18 protein-coding genes and 7 tRNA genes are annotated in these 17505 nt (G+C 70.8%); 9 read left to right on the top strand and 16 right to left on the bottom strand.

What is annotated here, in order from left to right:
• Positions 1 to 40: 40 nt before the first annotated feature.
• From RBJ77_RS55365 to RBJ77_RS55405, 9 genes are all read right to left on the bottom strand, one after another.
• A tRNA-Val gene (locus tag RBJ77_RS55365) sits at positions 41 to 112 on the bottom strand.
• Between the two features lie 39 nt (positions 113 to 151).
• Positions 152 to 610 (bottom strand): SRPBCC family protein, encoded by a 459-nt coding sequence (locus RBJ77_RS55370; RefSeq protein ID WP_372351944.1) that lies wholly within the window; start codon positions 608 to 610, stop codon positions 152 to 154.
• An 18-nt stretch (positions 611 to 628) separates the two neighbouring features.
• A complete protein-coding gene (locus tag RBJ77_RS55375) occupies positions 629 to 3385 on the bottom strand; it encodes a Tat pathway signal sequence domain protein (RefSeq protein WP_372351945.1) in 2757 nt (918 codons plus the stop codon).
• Between the two features lie 106 nt (positions 3386 to 3491).
• Positions 3492 to 4061, bottom strand: a complete 570-nt coding sequence (locus RBJ77_RS55380) for a hypothetical protein (RefSeq protein WP_372351946.1) — start codon at positions 4059 to 4061, stop codon at positions 3492 to 3494.
• A 14-nt stretch (positions 4062 to 4075) separates the two neighbouring features.
• On the bottom strand, positions 4076 to 4948 hold the full coding sequence (locus tag RBJ77_RS55385; protein WP_372351947.1) for a carbohydrate ABC transporter permease: 873 nt from the start codon (positions 4946 to 4948) through the stop codon (positions 4076 to 4078).
• Entirely contained in the window at positions 4945 to 5907 is a 963-nt protein-coding gene (locus RBJ77_RS55390; RefSeq protein WP_372351948.1) for a carbohydrate ABC transporter permease, read from the bottom strand. Before RBJ77_RS55390 ends, RBJ77_RS55385 begins: the two co-directional genes overlap by 4 nt.
• A 32-nt stretch (positions 5908 to 5939) precedes the next feature.
• The gene (locus RBJ77_RS55395) at positions 5940 to 7259 is read right to left on the bottom strand and encodes an ABC transporter substrate-binding protein (RefSeq protein ID WP_372351949.1); all 1320 of its coding nucleotides are present in this window, start codon (positions 7257 to 7259) and stop codon (positions 5940 to 5942) included.
• Positions 7260 to 7471: 212 nt separating this feature from the next.
• Positions 7472 to 7543: transfer RNA gene (locus tag RBJ77_RS55400), tRNA-Val, on the bottom strand.
• 63 nt (positions 7544 to 7606) lie between these two features.
• Positions 7607 to 8050 (bottom strand): TIGR02611 family protein, encoded by a 444-nt coding sequence (locus RBJ77_RS55405; protein ID WP_372351950.1) that lies wholly within the window; start codon positions 8048 to 8050, stop codon positions 7607 to 7609.
• Between the two features lie 190 nt (positions 8051 to 8240).
• On the opposite strand from RBJ77_RS55405, the gene RBJ77_RS55410 reads away from it, so the two are divergent.
• Both RBJ77_RS55410 and RBJ77_RS55415 read left to right on the top strand, forming a co-directional pair.
• Positions 8241 to 8654, top strand: a complete 414-nt coding sequence (locus tag RBJ77_RS55410) for an SsgA family sporulation/cell division regulator (RefSeq protein ID WP_004002642.1) — start codon at positions 8241 to 8243, stop codon at positions 8652 to 8654.
• 255 nt (positions 8655 to 8909) lie between these two features.
• Entirely contained in the window at positions 8910 to 9473 is a 564-nt protein-coding gene (locus RBJ77_RS55415; RefSeq protein WP_372351951.1) for a CGNR zinc finger domain-containing protein, read from the top strand.
• An 18-nt stretch (positions 9474 to 9491) separates the two neighbouring features.
• Here RBJ77_RS55415 and RBJ77_RS55420 read toward each other — a convergent pair whose 3' ends face one another.
• On the bottom strand, positions 9492 to 9686 hold the full coding sequence (locus tag RBJ77_RS55420; protein WP_255973963.1) for a hypothetical protein: 195 nt from the start codon (positions 9684 to 9686) through the stop codon (positions 9492 to 9494).
• Positions 9687 to 9901: 215 nt separating this feature from the next.
• Between RBJ77_RS55420 and RBJ77_RS55425 the strand changes: the two genes are divergently transcribed.
• Complete coding sequence (locus RBJ77_RS55425; RefSeq protein ID WP_372351952.1) at positions 9902 to 11428, top strand: DUF4874 domain-containing protein; 1527 nt, start codon at positions 9902 to 9904, stop codon at positions 11426 to 11428.
• Between the two features lie 29 nt (positions 11429 to 11457).
• Here RBJ77_RS55425 and RBJ77_RS55430 read toward each other — a convergent pair whose 3' ends face one another.
• Positions 11458 to 11907, bottom strand: coding sequence for a hypothetical protein (locus tag RBJ77_RS55430; protein WP_372351953.1), 450 nt, complete (start codon positions 11905 to 11907; stop codon positions 11458 to 11460).
• Positions 11908 to 12108: 201 nt separating this feature from the next.
• On the opposite strand from RBJ77_RS55430, the gene RBJ77_RS55435 reads away from it, so the two are divergent.
• Positions 12109 to 12633 carry a DsbA family protein gene (locus RBJ77_RS55435; RefSeq protein WP_372351954.1) on the top strand — a complete coding sequence of 175 codons (525 nt, stop codon included), beginning with the start codon at positions 12109 to 12111 and terminating at the stop codon, positions 12631 to 12633.
• 16 nt (positions 12634 to 12649) lie between these two features.
• On the opposite strand, the gene RBJ77_RS55440 is transcribed toward RBJ77_RS55435, so the two are convergent.
• From RBJ77_RS55440 to RBJ77_RS55450, 3 genes are read right to left on the bottom strand one after another with little or no spacing between them, the layout of a single operon-like run.
• The gene (locus tag RBJ77_RS55440; RefSeq protein WP_372351955.1) at positions 12650 to 13474 is read right to left on the bottom strand and encodes a GNAT family N-acetyltransferase; all 825 of its coding nucleotides are present in this window, start codon (positions 13472 to 13474) and stop codon (positions 12650 to 12652) included.
• A 53-nt stretch (positions 13475 to 13527) separates the two neighbouring features.
• A complete protein-coding gene (locus RBJ77_RS55445) occupies positions 13528 to 14349 on the bottom strand; it encodes an aminotransferase class IV (RefSeq protein ID WP_372351956.1) in 822 nt (273 codons plus the stop codon).
• Positions 14346 to 15407 (bottom strand): chorismate-binding protein, encoded by a 1062-nt coding sequence (locus RBJ77_RS55450; protein ID WP_372351957.1) that lies wholly within the window; start codon positions 15405 to 15407, stop codon positions 14346 to 14348. The genes RBJ77_RS55445 and RBJ77_RS55450 overlap by 4 nt, the downstream gene beginning before the upstream one ends.
• Positions 15408 to 15586: 179 nt before the next feature.
• Here RBJ77_RS55450 and RBJ77_RS55455 point away from each other — a divergent pair.
• The 5 genes from RBJ77_RS55455 (at position 15587) to RBJ77_RS55475 (ending at position 16090) form a co-directional block, all read left to right on the top strand.
• Positions 15587 to 15659 (top strand) — tRNA-Gly (locus RBJ77_RS55455).
• A 37-nt stretch (positions 15660 to 15696) separates the two neighbouring features.
• Positions 15697 to 15770 (top strand) — tRNA-Cys (locus RBJ77_RS55460).
• Position 15771: 1 nt separating this feature from the next.
• A tRNA-Val gene (locus tag RBJ77_RS55465) sits at positions 15772 to 15843 on the top strand.
• A gap of 38 nt (positions 15844 to 15881) precedes the next feature.
• Positions 15882 to 15953: transfer RNA gene (locus RBJ77_RS55470), tRNA-Val, on the top strand.
• A 62-nt stretch (positions 15954 to 16015) separates the two neighbouring features.
• Positions 16016 to 16090 (top strand) — tRNA-Val (locus tag RBJ77_RS55475).
• Between the two features lie 57 nt (positions 16091 to 16147).
• Here the strand turns inward: RBJ77_RS55475 and RBJ77_RS55480 are convergent.
• Positions 16148 to 16432: a zf-TFIIB domain-containing protein gene (locus RBJ77_RS55480; RefSeq protein WP_372351958.1), complete on the bottom strand. Its 285-nt coding sequence runs from the start codon at positions 16430 to 16432 to the stop codon at positions 16148 to 16150.
• 69 nt (positions 16433 to 16501) lie between these two features.
• The gene (locus tag RBJ77_RS55485; RefSeq protein WP_372351959.1) at positions 16502 to 17452 is read right to left on the bottom strand and encodes a phosphotransferase family protein; all 951 of its coding nucleotides are present in this window, start codon (positions 17450 to 17452) and stop codon (positions 16502 to 16504) included.
• Between the last annotated feature and the right edge of the window lie 53 nt (positions 17453 to 17505).

Below are 17505 nucleotides of genomic sequence, written 5' to 3' on the forward strand. Positions count from 1 at the left end.
AAAACCGGCCCGCCGTGACGGCGGACCGGTTGTTTCCGGGTGGGCGATACTGGGTTCGAACCAGTGACCTCTTCGGTGTGAACGAAGCGCTCTCCCACTGAGCTAATCGCCCGGGAACGGGTTGAACAATACAGGTCGCGACGGGGTGTGTTCAAACCGGTTGGAGGAAGGCCGCCAGGCCCCGTCGGCCGCCGCGCATCATCCACGCGTGGTTGGCGACGAAGACGGGCCTGCCGGGCAGCGCGAGCAGCCGCATCAGCGGTTTGCGGACCTCGACCTCCTGGTCGTAGACGGCGTGCGTGCCGCCGCCGGGGAGCACGCCCACCGTCCACCGCGCCCACCCGTCGAGGTCCCCGGTCATCAGGATCTCCAGGACCCCGGCGGCCGGGTCGCGGCGCTTCTCGCGCGCCGTGACCGTGAGCGCGTACGGGAGGAAGGACCGGAACACGGCGACGCCGCTGAACTCGTCCAGCGGCGTCACCGAGCGCACCTGGGGCCACCAGGCCGGGTACTCCTCGGCCCGCTCCAGGGCCGCGTAGACGGCGGCCGGCGGTGCGGGCAGGTCCCAGACGCTGCGGAAGCGGTAGTGGCTCCAGGCGCGCATCCTCATGACCCGAGTCTGACCGGGTCAGGGCATCTTGTCGCCGACCAACGCCAGGTTCTCGATGGCCGCGAGCCCGTACAGGGCGGTGTCGTTCGTGTAGACCCAGTTCGCCTCGGTGCCGGCGACCAGGGTGACCGGGCCGCCGACCTTCTCCGTCTTCCACGGCGAGGACTCGGTGTAGCCGTCGCTCCTGTAGAACTTCTCCCAGGCCCGCGCGGCGAGCTTCGCGTCACCGGTCCGCACCGCGGCGTACGCGTCGAGTCGCGAGTGGCCCTGGAAGAGGAGCAGGGAGCCGAAGTTGGAGCCGTAGCGGGCCGCCTGTTCCGTCTTGGTCGCGTTGAAGTAGCGGCAGTAGTCGTAGTACGCCTCCTCGAACTTCGGCATGTCGACGAGGTCGATGAGTTCGGCGCACAGTTCGTTGAGGCCGAAGACCGCCGACAGGTGCGAGACGCCGACGACCGGTTCGTCGGCGATGGCGAACTTGCCGGTGTCGAGGTCGTAGAGGCCGCTGCCCTGCACGAACCCGTTGGGCTGCGCGGCGATGGTCTCCATCGTGGACAGGACCCTGTCCCTGGCCTTCTCCCACTTCGGGCCGCGCCGCTCCCACTCGGTGAGCCAGGCCGAGACGAGTCCGCTCCAGTCGGTGCCGAAGCCGATGGACAGGGCGTTGCGGTCGGGCACGTAGTCGGTGTCCGTGCGGACCTTGCGCAGCGGGTCGAGCACGAGGAACGTCTCGTCGGAGTCGACGTTGGCGTGCATGAGGTCGCCGACGCGTTCGTCGCCGGTGAGGAAGTAGTAGTAGCGGCGGTACGTGGTGTTGGCGATGCGCTGCTGCTTCGCGGAGTCGGCGTAGTGCTGGACGCCGTGCCGGGTGCCGAGTCCGGCCCACTTGCCGAGGTGGTAGACGTCGACCTCGCCGGTGTGCCGGGTCATGGCCTCGGCGAACCGGAAGACGTCGGCGCGGCCCGAGCGCAGGTACGCGAACCACAGCCACAGGTCGGGCGAGAGCTCGGAGTTGTCCCAGGCGTAGCCGCCGACGTCGTAGCGCCACTGGTGGCGCACCGGGTCGTAGGAGTGCATGACGTCGCCGTAGTCCCAGAAGCCGTACCACCGGCGCATCTCCACCTGGTCCTTGTAATAGGTGAAGAGGAAGTCGAGGTGGTCCTCGATCTTGGCCTTGGCGGGCGTGGAGCGGTCCGGCTCGGAGTAGAGGCCGGGGCCGAAGACGCCGGCCTTGATGAGCTGCTTGGGCGGCGCGGTCAGCTGCGGCAGTACGCGGACGGCCTCGACCTGCCGCGCGAGCGTCTCCGGCTTCGGCGTCGCGTCGTTCGCCCAGAACATCAGCTCGCTGGTGCGGGCGATCCCGTACGGGGTGCCGAACTCGGGCTCGTAGTCCTCGTACGTGATGTTGAGGCCTTCGAGCTGTTCGGCGAACGTGTCCTGGCCCATGCCGTCGTGGTAGAAGCGCAGGTCCATGGGCTGCGCCTCCGGGGACCAGAGCCACAGGGTGACCTCGGCCTCGTCGGTGTGCGCGTCGCGGATGTCCAGGCCGCTGGGGTGCTTCTCCCAGAAGTCGCGGAGCCCGAAGGAGAGTCCGCCGCTCGGTCCGCCGACGTAGCCGAAGCCGCTCGCGCGCCGGCCGCCGCCCGCGCCGATCCAGCCGTGTCCCTCCTTGGTCCGCTTGCGGAGCGTGAAGCCGTCGGCGGACAGCTGGGAGAGCGTGTAGTCGCCCCACTCGGGGATGTACTGGAGGCGGGTCGTGACGCGCTGGTCCCAGGTGGCCGGATCGGGCAGCTTCTCCCCCGCGAACTGGGCGGCCTGCACCGCCGCCCCGGGGTCGCGGCGCAGCCCGGTGATGCCCTTGACGGCCTCCCGGATCATGCCGGTGTCCTCGCCGCCGATCCGGATGTGCCGGTCGTACGCGGCGTCCCGCATCGGCACGGTGAAGCGCACGCCGAGCCCGCGGATGAAGTCGCCCGACGCCTTGCCGGGTTCCTGGGTGCCGTCGTAGGTGATGGTGTGCACCATGCGGAACGACTCGGCGCCCGCGTAGAAGTAGAACCGGATGGAGAAGGGGAGCCAGCTGCGGTTCCCCTTGCGGTGCTTGCCGTCGATGCGGACGACGGCGCGCACGGGTCCGTCCTGCTCGACCTTCGTCTCCTCGACGACGCTCTCGAACCGCTCGTACTTCGCGGTCCCCTGGTCGCCGTCCTCGATCTCGCCCTGGCGCAGCAGCACGAGCCGGCCGTTCTTGGCGATCTCGGTGGAGCCGCGGCGGACGGTCTTGACCAGGCTCGATCCGTTCGTGCCGAGCTTGGCGACGATGACGCCGGTGTCGACGGTGACGGTGCCGCCGCCGGTCGAGACGCTCACCTTCTTCTCGGGCGCGGCGGCGCCGCCCGCGGTCAGGGTGAGCTTGCCGGTCCCGGCGCCGGGGCCCACCGCGTGCGCGGTCCACTTCAGGGAGCCGTCGGGCCACTGCGCGAGCGGCCAGGTCTGGACGGGGACCTGCTTGCCGTCGGCGTCGGCGAGGGCGAACTCCTGGCCCTTCTCGTACGCGCCCTTCGGCCAGGGCACGCCGACGGTGGAGCCGGGGGCGGCGCCGAGCCCGCCGTCCTCCAGCCAGCTCAGGGTGACCGGCGTGGCCTCGGCGCTCTCGGCGCCCGGCGCGGCCTGCGCCTCCTTGCCTCCGATGGCCCAGCTGAACTGGGCGGCGGCGCCGGCGATCGCGGCGGCCTTGAGGAGGGATCTGCGGGGAAGTCCAGCGGGAACCGGGGACATCTTCGTTCCTTTCCGAGCATGCCAAAGGTGCTGTGGGAGAGGGGAGTTGAAGTTCGAGGAGTGAGAGAGGAGCGAGAGGTGGGTGAAAGGGAGGCGCGAGCGGGGCTCAGCGGCCGGCCCGGCCGCGTTCCTCCACGGCGACGGCGGCCGCGGCGAGGATGCCGAGCACCGGCACGGCGAGCGGAGCGAGGAACTCGGCGCTGAGGATCACGATCGCGAGCCCGCACACGAGCAGCAGGGAACCGGCGGGGGCGCGGAGCGCACGCCGGGCGGCGTCCGCGAGCAGCGCCCGCCAGACCGCGCCCGGGGTCCAGACGGCGGCGGCCCGCAGCACGGTCACGGCCGCGCCGATCAGCGCGAAGATGCCGACGGCCGCGGCGACCCGGCCACCGGGCAGCCCGGCCCGCGCCAGCTGGAGGTCGAGCCAGACGGCGACGAAGGCGCCGAGCCCGGCGAGTCCGACCAGCCAGCCGTGCGAGGCCGCGCTGCGCAGGTCCGCGACGAACTCCCGTACGCCGCCCGTCTCTTGACGCAGATGGCGGCGCAGGTGCCGGGCCCCGGCCGCGAACGCGGCCGGAGCGGTGACGACCGGCAGGGACGCGACGGCGATCCACACCCCGGTCAGCAGGCACTCGGCGAAGACCCCGAAGCCGATCCGCCGCCGTGACTCGGTCACCGGCGCGGCGCTCCTCACTTGAGCCCCGAGGTGGCCATGCCGTCGATCAGATAGCGCTGGAAGGCCATGAAGAAGGCGATGACGGGGATGAGCGCGACCATCGCCATGGCGATCTGGCCGCCGTAGTCGGAGATGCCCTGCTGGTCGCGGAACATCATCAGGCCGAGCGACACGGTGTACTTGGAGGGCTCGTTGAGATAGATCAGCGGGCCCATGAAGTCGTTCCAGGCGTTGATGAACGTGAAGATGGCGCTGGTGATGAGGGCGGGCCGGGTCAGCGGCAGCACGATCGACCAGTAGGTGCGCAGGTGCCCGCATCCGTCGAGCTTGGCGGCCTCGTCGAGTTCGCGCGGCAGACCGCGCATGAACTGCACCATCAGGAAGACGAAGAACGCCTCCGTCGCGAGGAACTTGCCCGCGAGCAGCGGGACGTAGGTGTTGATGAGCTCCAGCTTCTGGAACATCACGTACTGCGGGATGAGCAGCACGTGGTACGGCAGCAGCAGCGTGCCGATCATCAGCGCGAAGAGCAGGTTGCGGCCGCGGAAGGAGATCTTCGCGAAGGCGTACGCGGTCAGCGAGCTCGATATGACGACGCCGACGACGGCCATGCCCGCGTAGAAGAGGGAGTTGAGGAAGAAGGTGCCGATGGAGATGCCGGCGATGCCGTCGGCGAGGCCCTTCAGGTTGTCCAGGACGGGCTCGGCCGGGAACAGGTCGAGGGAGCCGACGATCGCCTTGCCCGGTTTGAAGGCGGCGCCGATCACCCAGACGACCGGGTAGAGGACGACGCAGAGCACGGCGAGGGCGAAGACGTGCCAGACGATGGATCCGGTGCGCTTGCGCGGATGGGCGGCGGTGCGCACCTGCTCGGTCACGGTGGTCACTTGGCGCCCTCCTCGTAGTGCACCCACTTCTTCTGGGACCAGAACAGGACGGCGGTGACCAGGGCCACGGCGAGCAGCAGCATCCAGGCCATCGCCGAGGCGAAGCCCATCTGGGACTGCTGGAAGCCCTTCTGGTACAGGTAACAGGTGTAGACGAGCGTGGCGTCGGCCGGTCCGCAGAAGGTGTTGGAGACGACGTACGCCGAGCCGAAGATCTGGAACGAGTGGATCGACTCCAGCAGGACGTTGAAGAAGAGCACCGGCGAGATCATCGGCAGGGTGATGTTCCAGAACCGGCGCAGCGGTCCCGCCCCGTCGACGGCGGCGGCCTCGTACAGCTCGCGCGGCACCTGCTTGAGTCCGGCGAGGAAGATGACCATCGGGGCGCCGAACTGCCAGACGGTGAGCGCCACGAGGGAGTAGATGATCAGGTCCGGGTCGCCGATCCAGCCGCCCAGGTTCAGGCCGATGGCGCCGAGTCCCTTGTCGACGACGGCGTTGTCGGAGAAGATCGCCCGCCAGACGAAGCCGACCGAGACGCTGGCGCCGATCAGCGACGGCGCGTAGAACGCGGCCCGGTACAGGCCCTGGCCCCGGCGGCTCTGGTTGAGCAGCAGCGCGACCCCGAGGGCGAGCAGCAGTTTCAGCGGTGTGCCGATGACCACGTACTTGAGCGTGACCTGCACCGACTTCTGCCAGCGCGGATCCTCGAACATGGCCGTGAAGTTGTCGAAGCCGATCCACTGCGGGGGCGCGAACAGGTTGTAGTTCGTGAACGCGTAGTAGAGCGACGCGATCATCGGCCCCGCCGTGAGCAGCAGGAACCCCGCGAGCCACGGCGACAGGAACAGATAGCCGGAGAGGTTCTCGCGCCGCCCGCGCCGCTTGTCTGCGGCGGGGCGGACGGAGGACTCGCCGGCCAAGGATGGGGCGCCGGTGGCGTCCTTGACGAGCGACATGGTGCTGTTTCCCCTCGGAAACGTCGGGGGCGTCAGCCCTGGAAGGCTGCCTCGGCCTCGCTGAAGAACTGCTTCACGGCGGCCGGCACCTTCTGCTTGGCGTTGGCGACGTCGCCCGCGATGCGCAGGAAGGCGGCCTCGACGACGTCGGCGCCGGACGGGTGCGGGGTGATCTTGCCGAGCACGCCGGCCTTGTCGACCTCGGTCTCGTAGGCGCCGATGCCCTTGTTGGCCTCGGCGACGGCCTTGTCGGTCTCGTCCTCCGGCTGGTAGGCGTCGAACTGGTCCTGGGTGGCGAGGACGCCCATGTCGTAGCCCAGGATCTTGCCGACCTCGGGGTCGTGGACCATGAAGTCGATGAACTTGGCGGCCTGCGCCTGGGCCTTGCACTTGGTGGAGATCGACAGCATCAGCGAGCCGAGGTACTGGCCGGTGTCCTTGCCGTCGGTGGTGGGGATCGGCGCGAGCCCGTAGTCGGAGTCGCCCTCGCCCTCGTAGCGCACCGAGAAGTTGTCCCAGGTGAATTCGCCCGCGGCCAGCCCGGCGGAGAGCCCGGACTTCGGCTTGACCTGTTCGATCTTCTTCGGGTCGGTGACGAGTCCGGACTTCACGCGCTTGTAGTAGTCGGACCACCACTGCGTCAGGTCGTCCTCGGTGAAACCGAGTTCGGTGTCGGTGAAGAACGCCTTGCCGTTCTGACGGAGATACAGGTCGTACAGGTACATGATGCCGGCGTAACCCGTGTCGCCCGAGATCTTGAGCTTGTCCTGGATGGTCTGGAGGGACTTGAAGTAGTCGTCCCAGGTCCAGCCGAACTTCGGTGCCACGCCCGCCTTGGCGAATGCCTTCTTGTCGATGACGAGGGCCATGGTGTTGGCACCGACCGGCACCGCGACCTGCTTGCCGCCGGCGACCTGGCCGGCCGCCTCGACGCCGCCGCGGAAGTTCTTCAGCCGCAGATTGCCCGCGTCGATCTGCGACTTGAGGTCGAGCAGGACACCCCGCTTGTCGTACTTGGCAAGGAACGCGACGGAGTTGAGGAAAACGTCCGGCGGATTGCCGCCCGAGGCCTGCGTCTGGAACTTCTCCCAGAACGCCTGGTAATCGGTGAATTCGGGCTTGATCTTGATCTTCGGGTTCTTCTTCTCGAAGAGGGCGATCGCCTTCTTGATTTTCACGGCGCGCGGTTCGCCGCCCCACCAGGCGAACCGCAGGGTCGCCGGGCCGTCCGCGTCCGTCCCGCCTGACCCACCGTCACCACCGCACCCGGCCGCCGTCAGTCCGAGTGCCGCGACCGACGCCCCGGTGACCTTCAGCAGGCCACGCCGGTCAAGATCCTTGTTGCTAGGCACAGTTCGCCCCTCCACCTGCGCATTGAATCGTTTTAGGAAAGCGCTTGCCGGGCAAAGGTAGAGAGGAGCTGGGAGGACGTCAACGGTTCCGGCAACATTTGGATCGAAGCGCTTCGAACGAGCTGCCCGTCACGGGGTCTGAACCGTTACACAGGAACGCAAAAGACCGAGGGCCCCGGAGACTCGATGTCTCCGGGGCCCTCGGTTCCGGGTGGGCGATACTGGGTTCGAACCAGTGACCTCTTCGGTGTGAACGAAGCGCTCTCCCACTGAGCTAATCGCCCGGGCGCAGGAAGAACATTACCCCATGTCAGGGGGTGCCTGGGACCACCCTGCGCCGCCCTCCGTCACTGCTTGATGTTCCACGGCATCTCGAGCCCGAACTTCCATACGTAGACCCCGACGAGCACGGCGATGATCACCAGACCGACCGTCGTCAGGATGATGTTCCGCCGCCGCACCCGCGGATCGAGCGCGCGCTGCGTGGCCTCCGTGACCTTGCGCTTCGTCCAGCGCAGGACGAGCTGCGCCCAGACGAACTCGGTCGCCCAGATCGCCATGCCACCGAAGATCACCAGCCAGCCGGGACCCGGCAGCGGCAGCATGATGATGCCCGCGACCACGACCGCGAGCCCCACGATGAAGACGCCCACCTGCCAGCTCAGGTGCAGCGCCCTGCGCTCCTGGATGAACCCCGGCGCCCGCGAGCCGAGCGGCTTCGCCCCCGAGTCGGACACCGTGTCGTCGCCGTCGGCGACCGCGTCGGCCGCCCCATCACTCCCCGTATTCATGGGCCCAAACCTACCGGACTGATTCTCGTCACCGGAATGGCCGTTCCCCCTCAAGAAAGACTCGGCCGTACGAGCTACGTAAAGGCGCTCAAAACACTCAGAGGGGTTTACAACGGCACCGTAGGTGGCATGTCGATTTCGCCGACGTGCGAATCCCCGAGCGCACACTGAGCGAAAGGCCCTGGCGCTTATGAACACCACGGTCAGCTGCGAGCTGCACCTGCGCCTCGTTGTGTCGAGCGAGTCCTCACTGCCTGTACCCGCAGGACTGCGGTATGACACGGCCGATCCGTATGCCGTGCACGCCACCTTCCACACCGGAGCCGAGGAGACGGTCGAGTGGGTTTTCGCCCGCGATCTCCTCGCCGAAGGCCTTCACCGGCCGACCGGCACCGGCGACGTCCGAGTCTGGCCGTCCCGCAGCCACGGTCAGGGCGTCGTCTGCATCGCCCTGAGCTCCCCGGAGGGCGAGGCTCTGCTCGAGGCCCCGGCGCGGGCCCTGGAGTCGTTCCTCAAGCGGACGGACGCCGCCGTGCCACCCGGCACGGAGCACCGTCACTTCGATCTCGACCAAGAGCTCTCGCACATCCTCGCGGAAAGCTAGCCCGCGCAGGCGCCCGCGCCGGTCCCCAGCCGGCGTCAGGCGGTGTGAGAACTCGCCGTGCCGTCCACTCGGGGAGACGGCCCGGATCAGCACAGGCACGACAACCGCATAGGGCAGACGGCGGCGCCGTCACCGTGGGACTCTCCCGTGGTGGCGGCGCCGGTGCGTTCCCGGGACTCCCCCGTGACGTGCAACCGCTAGGCTCGGCCAGCATCGGCGGGCTTAGGCCCGACCCCCCAGGCCAGGGAGCGAATCGTGCTGATCACCCACGACACCCGGTGCGCGCTGGACACCGTGGTCGATCTGGTGAACACCTCGCCGGACGAGGACGCCGGCACGGCCGACCGCCTCGCGACCGTGGCGGCACTGGAAGATTTCGTACGAAAGAACGAAATCAGCGATGTGGGCGTCCTCGCGGAGCCCGACCTCGCCGCGGTGGTCGCGGTGCGTGACCGGTTCGCGGAGGTGTTCGCGGCGCCGGATCCGCACGCCGCGGCGGCGTTGATCAACGAACTGGTGGCCGCGGCCGGCACCACACCCCGACTGACGGACCACGACGGCTACGACTGGCACGTGCACTACTTCGCCCCGGGCGCGTCCGTCGCGGACCATCTGGCGGCCGACTGCGGGATGGCCCTGGCGTTCTTCGTCGTCGCCGGGGAGCAGGAGCGGCTGCGGCGCTGTGACGCCCCGGACTGCCGGCACGCGTTCGTGGACCTGTCCCGCAACCGCTCGCGCCGCTACTGCGACAGCCGGACGTGCGGCAACCGGCTGCACGTCGCGGCCTACCGGGCGCGCCGCAAGGAGGCCGCGGGCTGACCGCGCGTCCCGCCCCGCTCACAGCAGCAGGAGGTCGTGCAGCGCGGCCATCATGAGCAGACAGCCGATCACCGCCAGGAAGATCATCAGCGGTGGCTGGGAGAGCGCGAAGAGGCAGCCGCGCTGTCGGTCGGGGGTCGTCGGGGCGGGCGGTGGGGGCGCCTGGCCCTTCTCTGCGTCCAGCTGGTCGTCCAGCCGCGGTGTGTCCAGCATCTCGCCGCGATGATGTCGCAAGTCGCGGCCGCGACGCGCCCAACACACCCGTTCGGGTGGGGAGTTCGCCGGATCTCGTGACCCCCGGCACGGTCATCTGCGCGAAAAGTCCAGCGTCTGTCGTACGTGCGTCCATGGGCGGCGCCCGTGCGGCGGGCACAGACTCGGCGGGTCCGGCGCGCAGGTCGCGCGCTTCGCGTACGAGGGAGTGTCCGATGCCGCACGAGCATGTCGAACTGCCGTCCCGCAGACGGATGTTGGGAGCGGGTCTCGGCGCCGCCGCGGGGATCGCGGCGTTCGGCGCCGGATCCGCCACGGCCGACGCCCGGGGATGGCGGCGCGTCGCGCACCGCGGGATCCGCCCCGACGACCCGGACGGCCGGGGCGCGCTGGCCAATCCGCGGCGCGGCTTCCGCTACGAGATGTCGTACAACGCCGTTGACTTGACCAGCCCTTGGCCCAACGAGGCCGACCACTCCCCCGACGCCGCGCGCACCCTGGAGACCCTGGAGCGGGAGTACGGTCCGGGCGCGAACCTGACCCAGTTGTACTTCTACCTCTGGGAGTTCGCGACCACGGACATCCCGCAGAGCGCGCTCGACAACATCGAGAGCGTCTTCCGGGGGCTGCGCGCGAAGGGGTACGCGGCGGTGCTGCGGTTCGCGTACGACGACGGGGTGCGCGAGGGCCGGCGGTACACGGTGCAGGACATCCAGCGCCACATACGGCAGTTGGCGCCGCTCGTCGCGCGCAACAGCGACGTCGTCGCCGTCTGGCAGGCCGGCTTCCTGGGCGCCTGGGGCGAGTGGCACGGCAGCTACTACCAGCACGAGAACTACCCGGACGCCGTCACCGCCATCATGACCTCGCTCGTCGCGGCGCTGCCGCCGGGCATCCACACCCAGGTGCGCTACGCGGAGAAGCGGGACATGATCACCGACCGGTCGGTCCTCGACCGCGTCGGCTTCCACAACGACTACATCACCCTCGGCGAGGGCCTGTGGGACTACTACGTCCCCGAGAACCCGGGCTGGCAGCGGTACCTGGAGGTGTCCGGGACCCGTGCCATGGACGGCGAGATGCCCTGGGACAAGGGGCAGAGCGCCGATCCGTACGCCTGGAGCACCGTCATCCCGGGACTCGCCGCGGCCCGGCGGCTGCAGACGCTGCGCTGGGACAGCCTGTCGATCGTGCACAACGCGACGGTGACCGTGCCCGGCTGGAAGGCCGCGGAGGTCCGTGAGCAGGAGGTGCGGGACGCGCTGCTGCCGGTCTCGGACGGCTACTTCAGGGACCGGCGGGGGCGGGCGGTCGCCCGGACGCACTTTGAGTACCTGCGGGACCACCTCGGCTACCGGATCGAGGTGCGGGAGGCGCGGACCGCGGTGCGGGGCGACCGGGTGGACGTCGAGGTGGACGTGGTGAACCGGGGCTTCGCGGCCCCCAAGCACGCCAGGCCCGTCCGGCTCGTGCTGCTCGACGCCGGGGACGCCGTCGTCGCGCAGGCCGACACCGGCGCCGACTGGCGCTCCTGGCAGCCGCAGGGGCGGGCCGAGACGGGCGTCGACCACACGGGCCCGGCGACGTACACGGTGCGCGGTTCGCTGGCCCGGCACTCCGGAGCGGTCCGGGTGGGGCTCGCGCTGCCCGATCCGGCGTTCCCGGCCCGTGGACGGGCCGTGCGGTGCGCGAACGCGAGCGTGCGCTGGGCGACCGGCGTGAACGTGCTCGCCACCGTCTGACCTGGGGCGCCCCCGCCGGGGCGCCGCCGTCAGATGCCGTGCTTCTTGAGGATCGCCTCGATGTCGCTGAAGTCGTCGGCCGCGCCGGCCTTCGGCTTCGGCTGCGCGGGCTGCGCGACGGGGGCGGTGCGGGTGCCCTGGCCGAGCGAGGGGGCCGACGCGGCGGGGGCCACGGCCTCGCGCTGCGCGGCCTTCGCCGCCCTGCGCTCCTTGCGGGTGCCGCCGGAGCGGCGCTCGACGGCGCGGGTCCCCATGAACATCAGCCAGGCCGCGCCGAGCACCCCGAACCCGGCCCACGCGGTCGGACTGAACGCGGTGTCCACGACCCACTCGACGGCGCCGGTCATCACCAGGCCCAGCGGGACGAGGGAGTAGGCGGCCAGCCGGGCGGCCGCGAGGAACCGCTTGCGGTACGCGGTGACCGCGGCGATGCCCAGGCCCGCCACGGACACGGCGGAGCAGACGGTCTCGGCAATCATCCGGTCCTCCTGGGCTCGGGCGTCGGCCGGCCCGGCGGGTCGGCCGATCTGTTCGGCATCGGGGCGCTTCGCCCCTTCCATCCTGCACCGTCCCGGGGTCATGAGGCCACGGGCCCGACGGACCTCAGGGACATCTCGGGGTCGTCCCTCCTCCGCAGGTCCAGGTTGGGGCGTCGCGGGCCGGCCTGGGAGACTGACGCCATGAACGCCCCGAACCCGGCCCCCGTCCTCGACGTGTGGTGCGAGCTGCAGTGCCCCGACTGCCACACGGCCCTGGACGACATCCGTGCCCTGCGCGAGCGCTACGCCGACCGCATCGAGATCCGGCTGCGCCACTTCCCGCTCGAGAAGCACAAGCACTCCTTCGCGGGCGCCCAGGCCGCCGAGGAGGCGTTCGTCCAGGGCAAGGGGTGGCCCTACGTGGCCGCCGTGCTCGACCGGGTCGACGCGTTCGACCGCACGGGCGAGCCGCTGCTCGTCGAGGTGGCGGGAGAACTCGGCCTGGACGCCGAGGAGTTCGACACCGCGCTGATCGACGGCCGGCACATCCTGATCGTCGACGCCGACCAGGCGGAGGGCAAGGCGATCGGCGTGACCGGCACGCCCACGTACGTCATCGGGGGCGAGCGCCTCGACGGCGGCAAGAGCCAGGACGGGCTGCGCGAGCGCATCGAGGAGATCGCGGACCGGCTCCTCGCCGAGACCGCCGGGGACGACCGGGCCTGACGCTCGGAGCAGACGCTCAGAGCAGCTGCTTGTACAGGTGGTACTGGGTCGGCTCGTAGCCGAGCGACTCGTACAGCCGCAGGGCGGGCGTGTTGCCCGCGAAGACGTTGAGGCCGATCCGGGTGGCGCCCGCGGCGATCGCGTCGGCCTCCGCGTACAGCATCAGGGAGCGCCCGTGTCCCCGCCCCCGGTGGTCGGGGGCGACCTCCACGTCGTAGATGTACGCGCCGTCGGGCCGCTGGGCCACCCACAGCGTGCCGACGGTGACGCCCCGCTGCTCCAGGACGCTGAGCAGCACGTCCGGTGTCGCGACGCCGTCGGGCAGCAGCGCGGCGTGGTCGCGCTCGGACTTCTCCCTGGCCTCTTCGGGCGTCGCGCCCCGGTCGACGACGGTGCGCTCGTACTGCTGCTTCTCGTGCGCCAGCCACGGCGCGTACTCGGCGTCGGTCATCCGCCGCCCGACGCTGCCCTCGGGAAGGGCCGGCGGACGGTCGGGCAGGTCCTTCGCCATGTTCCGGTTGCGCTCCACGTAGCCGAGCGCGCCCGCCAGCCGCAGCAGGGCCTGCTGCGGTGCGGGGACGGACGCCTCGAGCCGGCGGCAGTTCCAGCCGCGGGCCACCTCCTCGGCGGCGAGCGCGGCGACCGTGCCGCGGCCGCGTCCCCGGTCCGGCTCGTCGATGCGCAGATCGAGGATCTGGGCGACGGACGGGCCGAAGACCGGGTGGGTGGCGAGGTGGAGCGTGCCGACGGGGCGGCTGTTCACACACACCGCGTAGTGACGCGAGCGCGCCCCGTCAGGGGTTCGCTGGAGCGGCTCGGTCGGCCGCAGGGTCGTGGTCATCACGGGTGTTCTACCCGCCCGCGCGCTCCGGGCGACAGGGGTTTTCGAACGGCTTACGGGTCCAGGTCGTCCGCGGCCCGCTCGTCCCACACCAGCATCGCCTTGGCCGTGACCGGACCGGGCGCGTCCGTCAGGTCGCGGTCGTCGACGCGGTGCACGGCCTGGACGTCGCGCAGCGTCGACGTCAGGAACACCTCGTCGGCCTCCGCGAGCACGGACAGCGGCAGATCGGTCTCCTTGGCGCCGGCCCACTCGACGGCGAGGGCGCGCGTGATGCCCGCGAGGCAGCCGGAGGCGACCGGCGGGGTGTGGATCTCGCCGTCCAGGACGACGAAGACGTTCGACCCGGTGCCCTCGCACAGCTGCCCGACCGTGTTCGCGAACAGGGCCTCGGACGCGCCGCGTTCATGGGCGCGGGCGAGCGCGACGACGTTCTCCGCGTACGAGGTGGTCTTCAGTCCGGTGAGCGCGCCGCGCTCGTTCCGCGTCCAGGGAACGGTGATCACGGAGGTGGTGTCGGGGCGCCGCTTGGTCTCGCCGAGCGCGACGACGAGCGTGGCGCCCTGGTCGCCGCGGTCCGAGCCGAGCGGGGAGAGGCCGCCGGTGTAGGTGATGCGGAGCCGGCCGAGCGGCATCGGGTTGGCTTCCAGGACGGCGGCGCAGGCCCGGCGCACCTCGTCGAGGTCCGGCTCGGGCAGGCCGAGGCCACGCGCCGAGCGGGCGAGCCGGTCCAGGTGGCGGGTGAGCGCGAACGGCCTGCCGTCGACCGCCTTGAGAGTCTCGAAGATGCCGTCGCCCACGGTCAGCCCGTGGTCGAAGACGGAGACCCGTGCCGTCTGGGTGTCCTGCAGTCCGCCGTCGAGCCAGATCTTCACGTGCGTTCCTCCACATTGCCTTCGTACGTGCCTGACGCTACCCCGAGCAGCCGGGACGCCTTCAGCTCGGTCTCCCGCCACTCCCCCTCGGGGTCGGAACCCCAGGTGATCCCGGCCCCGGTGCCGAAACGCAGCATCCCCTCGGCCCGGTCGATCCAGAACGTACGGATGCCGACGGCCAGTTCACCGGTGCCGCGGTCGGCGTCGACCCAGCCGATGCCGCCGCAGTACGGGCCGCGGGGCGCGGTCTCCAGCTCGTCGATGATGCGCAGCGCGCTGGACTTGGGGGCGCCGGTGACGGAGCCGGGCGGGAAGGTGGCGTCGAGCAGGGCGGGCCAGCCGGCTCCCGCGCGCAGTTCGCCGCGCACGGTCGACACGAGGTGCACGAGCCCGGGGTGCTTCTCGACGACGCACAGGTCGGGGACGGTCACGGTCCCGGTGGCGCAGACGCGCCCCAGGTCGTTGCGGACCAGGTCCACGATCATGACGTTCTCGGCGTAGTCCTTCTCCAGGAGGTCGGCCTCGGTGCGGCCGGTGCCCTTGATCGGCCCGGACTCGACGACGCGTCCCGTGCGGCGCAGGAACAGCTCGGGCGAGGCGGTCGCGATCTCCACGCCGTGGCCGGGGAGCCGGACGGTGCCCGCGTACGGGGCCGGGTTCCCGCGCGCGAGGAGAGCGGTGAGGGCGTCGACGTCGGCGTCCGGGGCCGACGGGGGTATCGGCGCGGACAGGACGCGGCAGAGGTTCGCCTGGTAGACCTCGCCGGTCGCGATGCGCTCCCGTATGTGGCGCACGCCCGCCGTGTACGCGGCGTGGTCGAGCGACGACGTCCAGTCCGTCGGCGCGGGCCCGCGCCAGGCGCCCGGGCGCGGGGCGGGCACCGGTTCCCTGCGCACGCTGCCGAAGCGGGCGCAGACCAGCCGCCCCTCGAAGTCGGCGGAGACGGCCCAGAAGCCGCTGGAGTCCAGGGCGGCGGGGTCGTCGGTCACGTCGCGGAGGTCGGTCGCGAGGAGATCGCCGAATCGGGCGAGCGGGGGGAAGGAGGGGGAGCCGTGCACGGTTTCGAGTCTATGGCGGGTGACCGGACGGTGACCTGGGGTGGAGCCGCGGTGGTCGGTTCGGTGGTCGGTTCGGTGGTGGCACCGCAGCACGCTGCGCAAACGCGTTTTGGACCTCCCCCGGGAATCCGCTAGAGTTCAACACGTCGCCGGGACGCGGAAGCGAAACGGAAAGACACGCGAACGTAGCTCAGTTGGTAGAGCGCAACCTTGCCAAGGTTGAGGTCGCCGGTTCGAACCCGGTCGTTCGCTCAGGATGTGGGGGATCTTCCCGAACCCCTACGCTCCTGGTGGAGTGGCCGAGAGGCGAGGCAACGGCCTGCAAAGCCGTCTACACGGGTTCAAATCCCGTCTCCACCTCCATGCGCGATTAGCTCAGCGGGAGAGCGCTTCCCTGACACGGAAGAGGTCACTGGTTCAATCCCAGTATCGCGCACTGGATCTTCGGACTCCGGTTCGTATCTGATCCGTCCCGCGCGATTAGCTCAGCGGGAGAGCGCTTCCCTGACACGGAAGAGGTCACTGGTTCAATCCCAGTATCGCGCACGCAGCACCACGCAGTACCGAGCAAGACCCCTTGCGGAGCCTGATAGAGTCTGGCCCGTCCCGCGCGATTAGCTCAGCGGGAGAGCGCTTCCCTGACACGGAAGAGGTCACTGGTTCAATCCCAGTATCGCGCACCAGCAAGAAGCCCCCGGTCCTTCGACCGGGGGCTTCTTCGTGTTCAGGCGAAGGACGGCTCAGGAGGAGAAGAGCATCCGGCCGAAGCCCTTGTTGTGGTGACCGTGGTGGCCGTGGTGACCGCCGTGGTGCGGGGCTCCCCAGGCCGGGGCGGGGGCGGCCGGATAGGCCTGCGGGGCGGGCGGGGCCGGTGGCACCTGCTGCTGCCACTGCGACTCCAGACGGGTCAGCGACTCCAGCTCGCCGTAGTCCAGGAATATCCCGCGGCAACCGCTGCACTGCTCGATCTGGACGCCATTGCGGTTGTAGGTGTGCATCGGTGCGTGACACTTCGGACACTGCATGCTCGGTTCAACTCCCTGCCGTTCGGTGCTGCTTCGCCGGAACACTTCCCGGCTTCCGTCTCCCGCACCCTACTTGGCGTGGCCGTTCCCCAAGTCGGGCGGGACAAAAGCCATCCGGGCGCACGCGTCGACCACCGCCTCCTCGACGTCGTCGAGCGGCCGGCCGGCCTCGGTGGCCTTCGCCACGGCGAGGGCGGCGGTCTGGACGGTCAGGGCGCGGGCCGGGACGTCCAGGGCGGGCCAGGGGTCGTCGACGCTCAGTTCCTTCGCACCGCCCGCGCGTTGGTAGGCGGTGAGGAAGCGGGTCCACTCGTCGGAGGACAGCAGGCCGCAGGCGAACCAGGCCGCCGGGCGGGCCAAGTCCCAGGCCGGGTCGCCGATTCCGAGGTCGTCGACGTCGATCAGGAGCCAGGTCCCGGAGTCGGCCGGGTGCCGGACCAGCTGGCCGAGGTGCAGGTCACCGTGGCAGAGGGCGTGCGCGTGCTCGTACGGGACCTCGCCGCGGGCCCACGGCGGCAGGCTCCGCCAGGCGCGGCGGACGGGCGCCGCCGCCGGGTGGCCGGGGGCGCTCGCGTCGAGCCGGGCCAGGGCGCGGGCCGCCTTCTCCGGGCCCCGCATCGGGGGCAGGCCGGGCGGGAGCCGGTGCCCGGGCGTGGTGTGGAGGCGGGCCAGAAGGGCGGCCGCGGCCTCCCACGGGGCGTGCTCGGGGTGGTCGGGGTCGACGGGGGTGCCGTGCGGCCAGAACGTGACGAGCCGGTCCTGCACGGCCGCCGCCGTCGGACGCAGGGGCGGCAGGAGGACCCCGGCGAGGGCGGGCAGGGCGGCCACCGCGAGGCGGCGGTCGAGGTCCGCACGGTCCGTGTCCGGGGCGTGGGCCTTGGCGACGGTGTCGCCGTGCCGGACGACGGTGCCGTCGGGCCGGTCGGCCAGGGTCGCGCCGCCGCAGACGCACGGAATGCCGGTCGGATGGGCCGCGCCCCTGGCCTCGGCCCGGAGCGCGGGGAGCAAGGGCGTGGTCACGGTGTCCCCCGGTCGTGGTGCTCGGTCGGGCAGAGCCTACGGCCCCGGGGCCG

Source organism: Streptomyces sp. KL116D (assembly GCF_030766975.1).
Taxonomy (GTDB): Bacteria; Actinomycetota; Actinomycetes; order Streptomycetales; family Streptomycetaceae; genus Streptomyces; species Streptomyces longispororuber_A.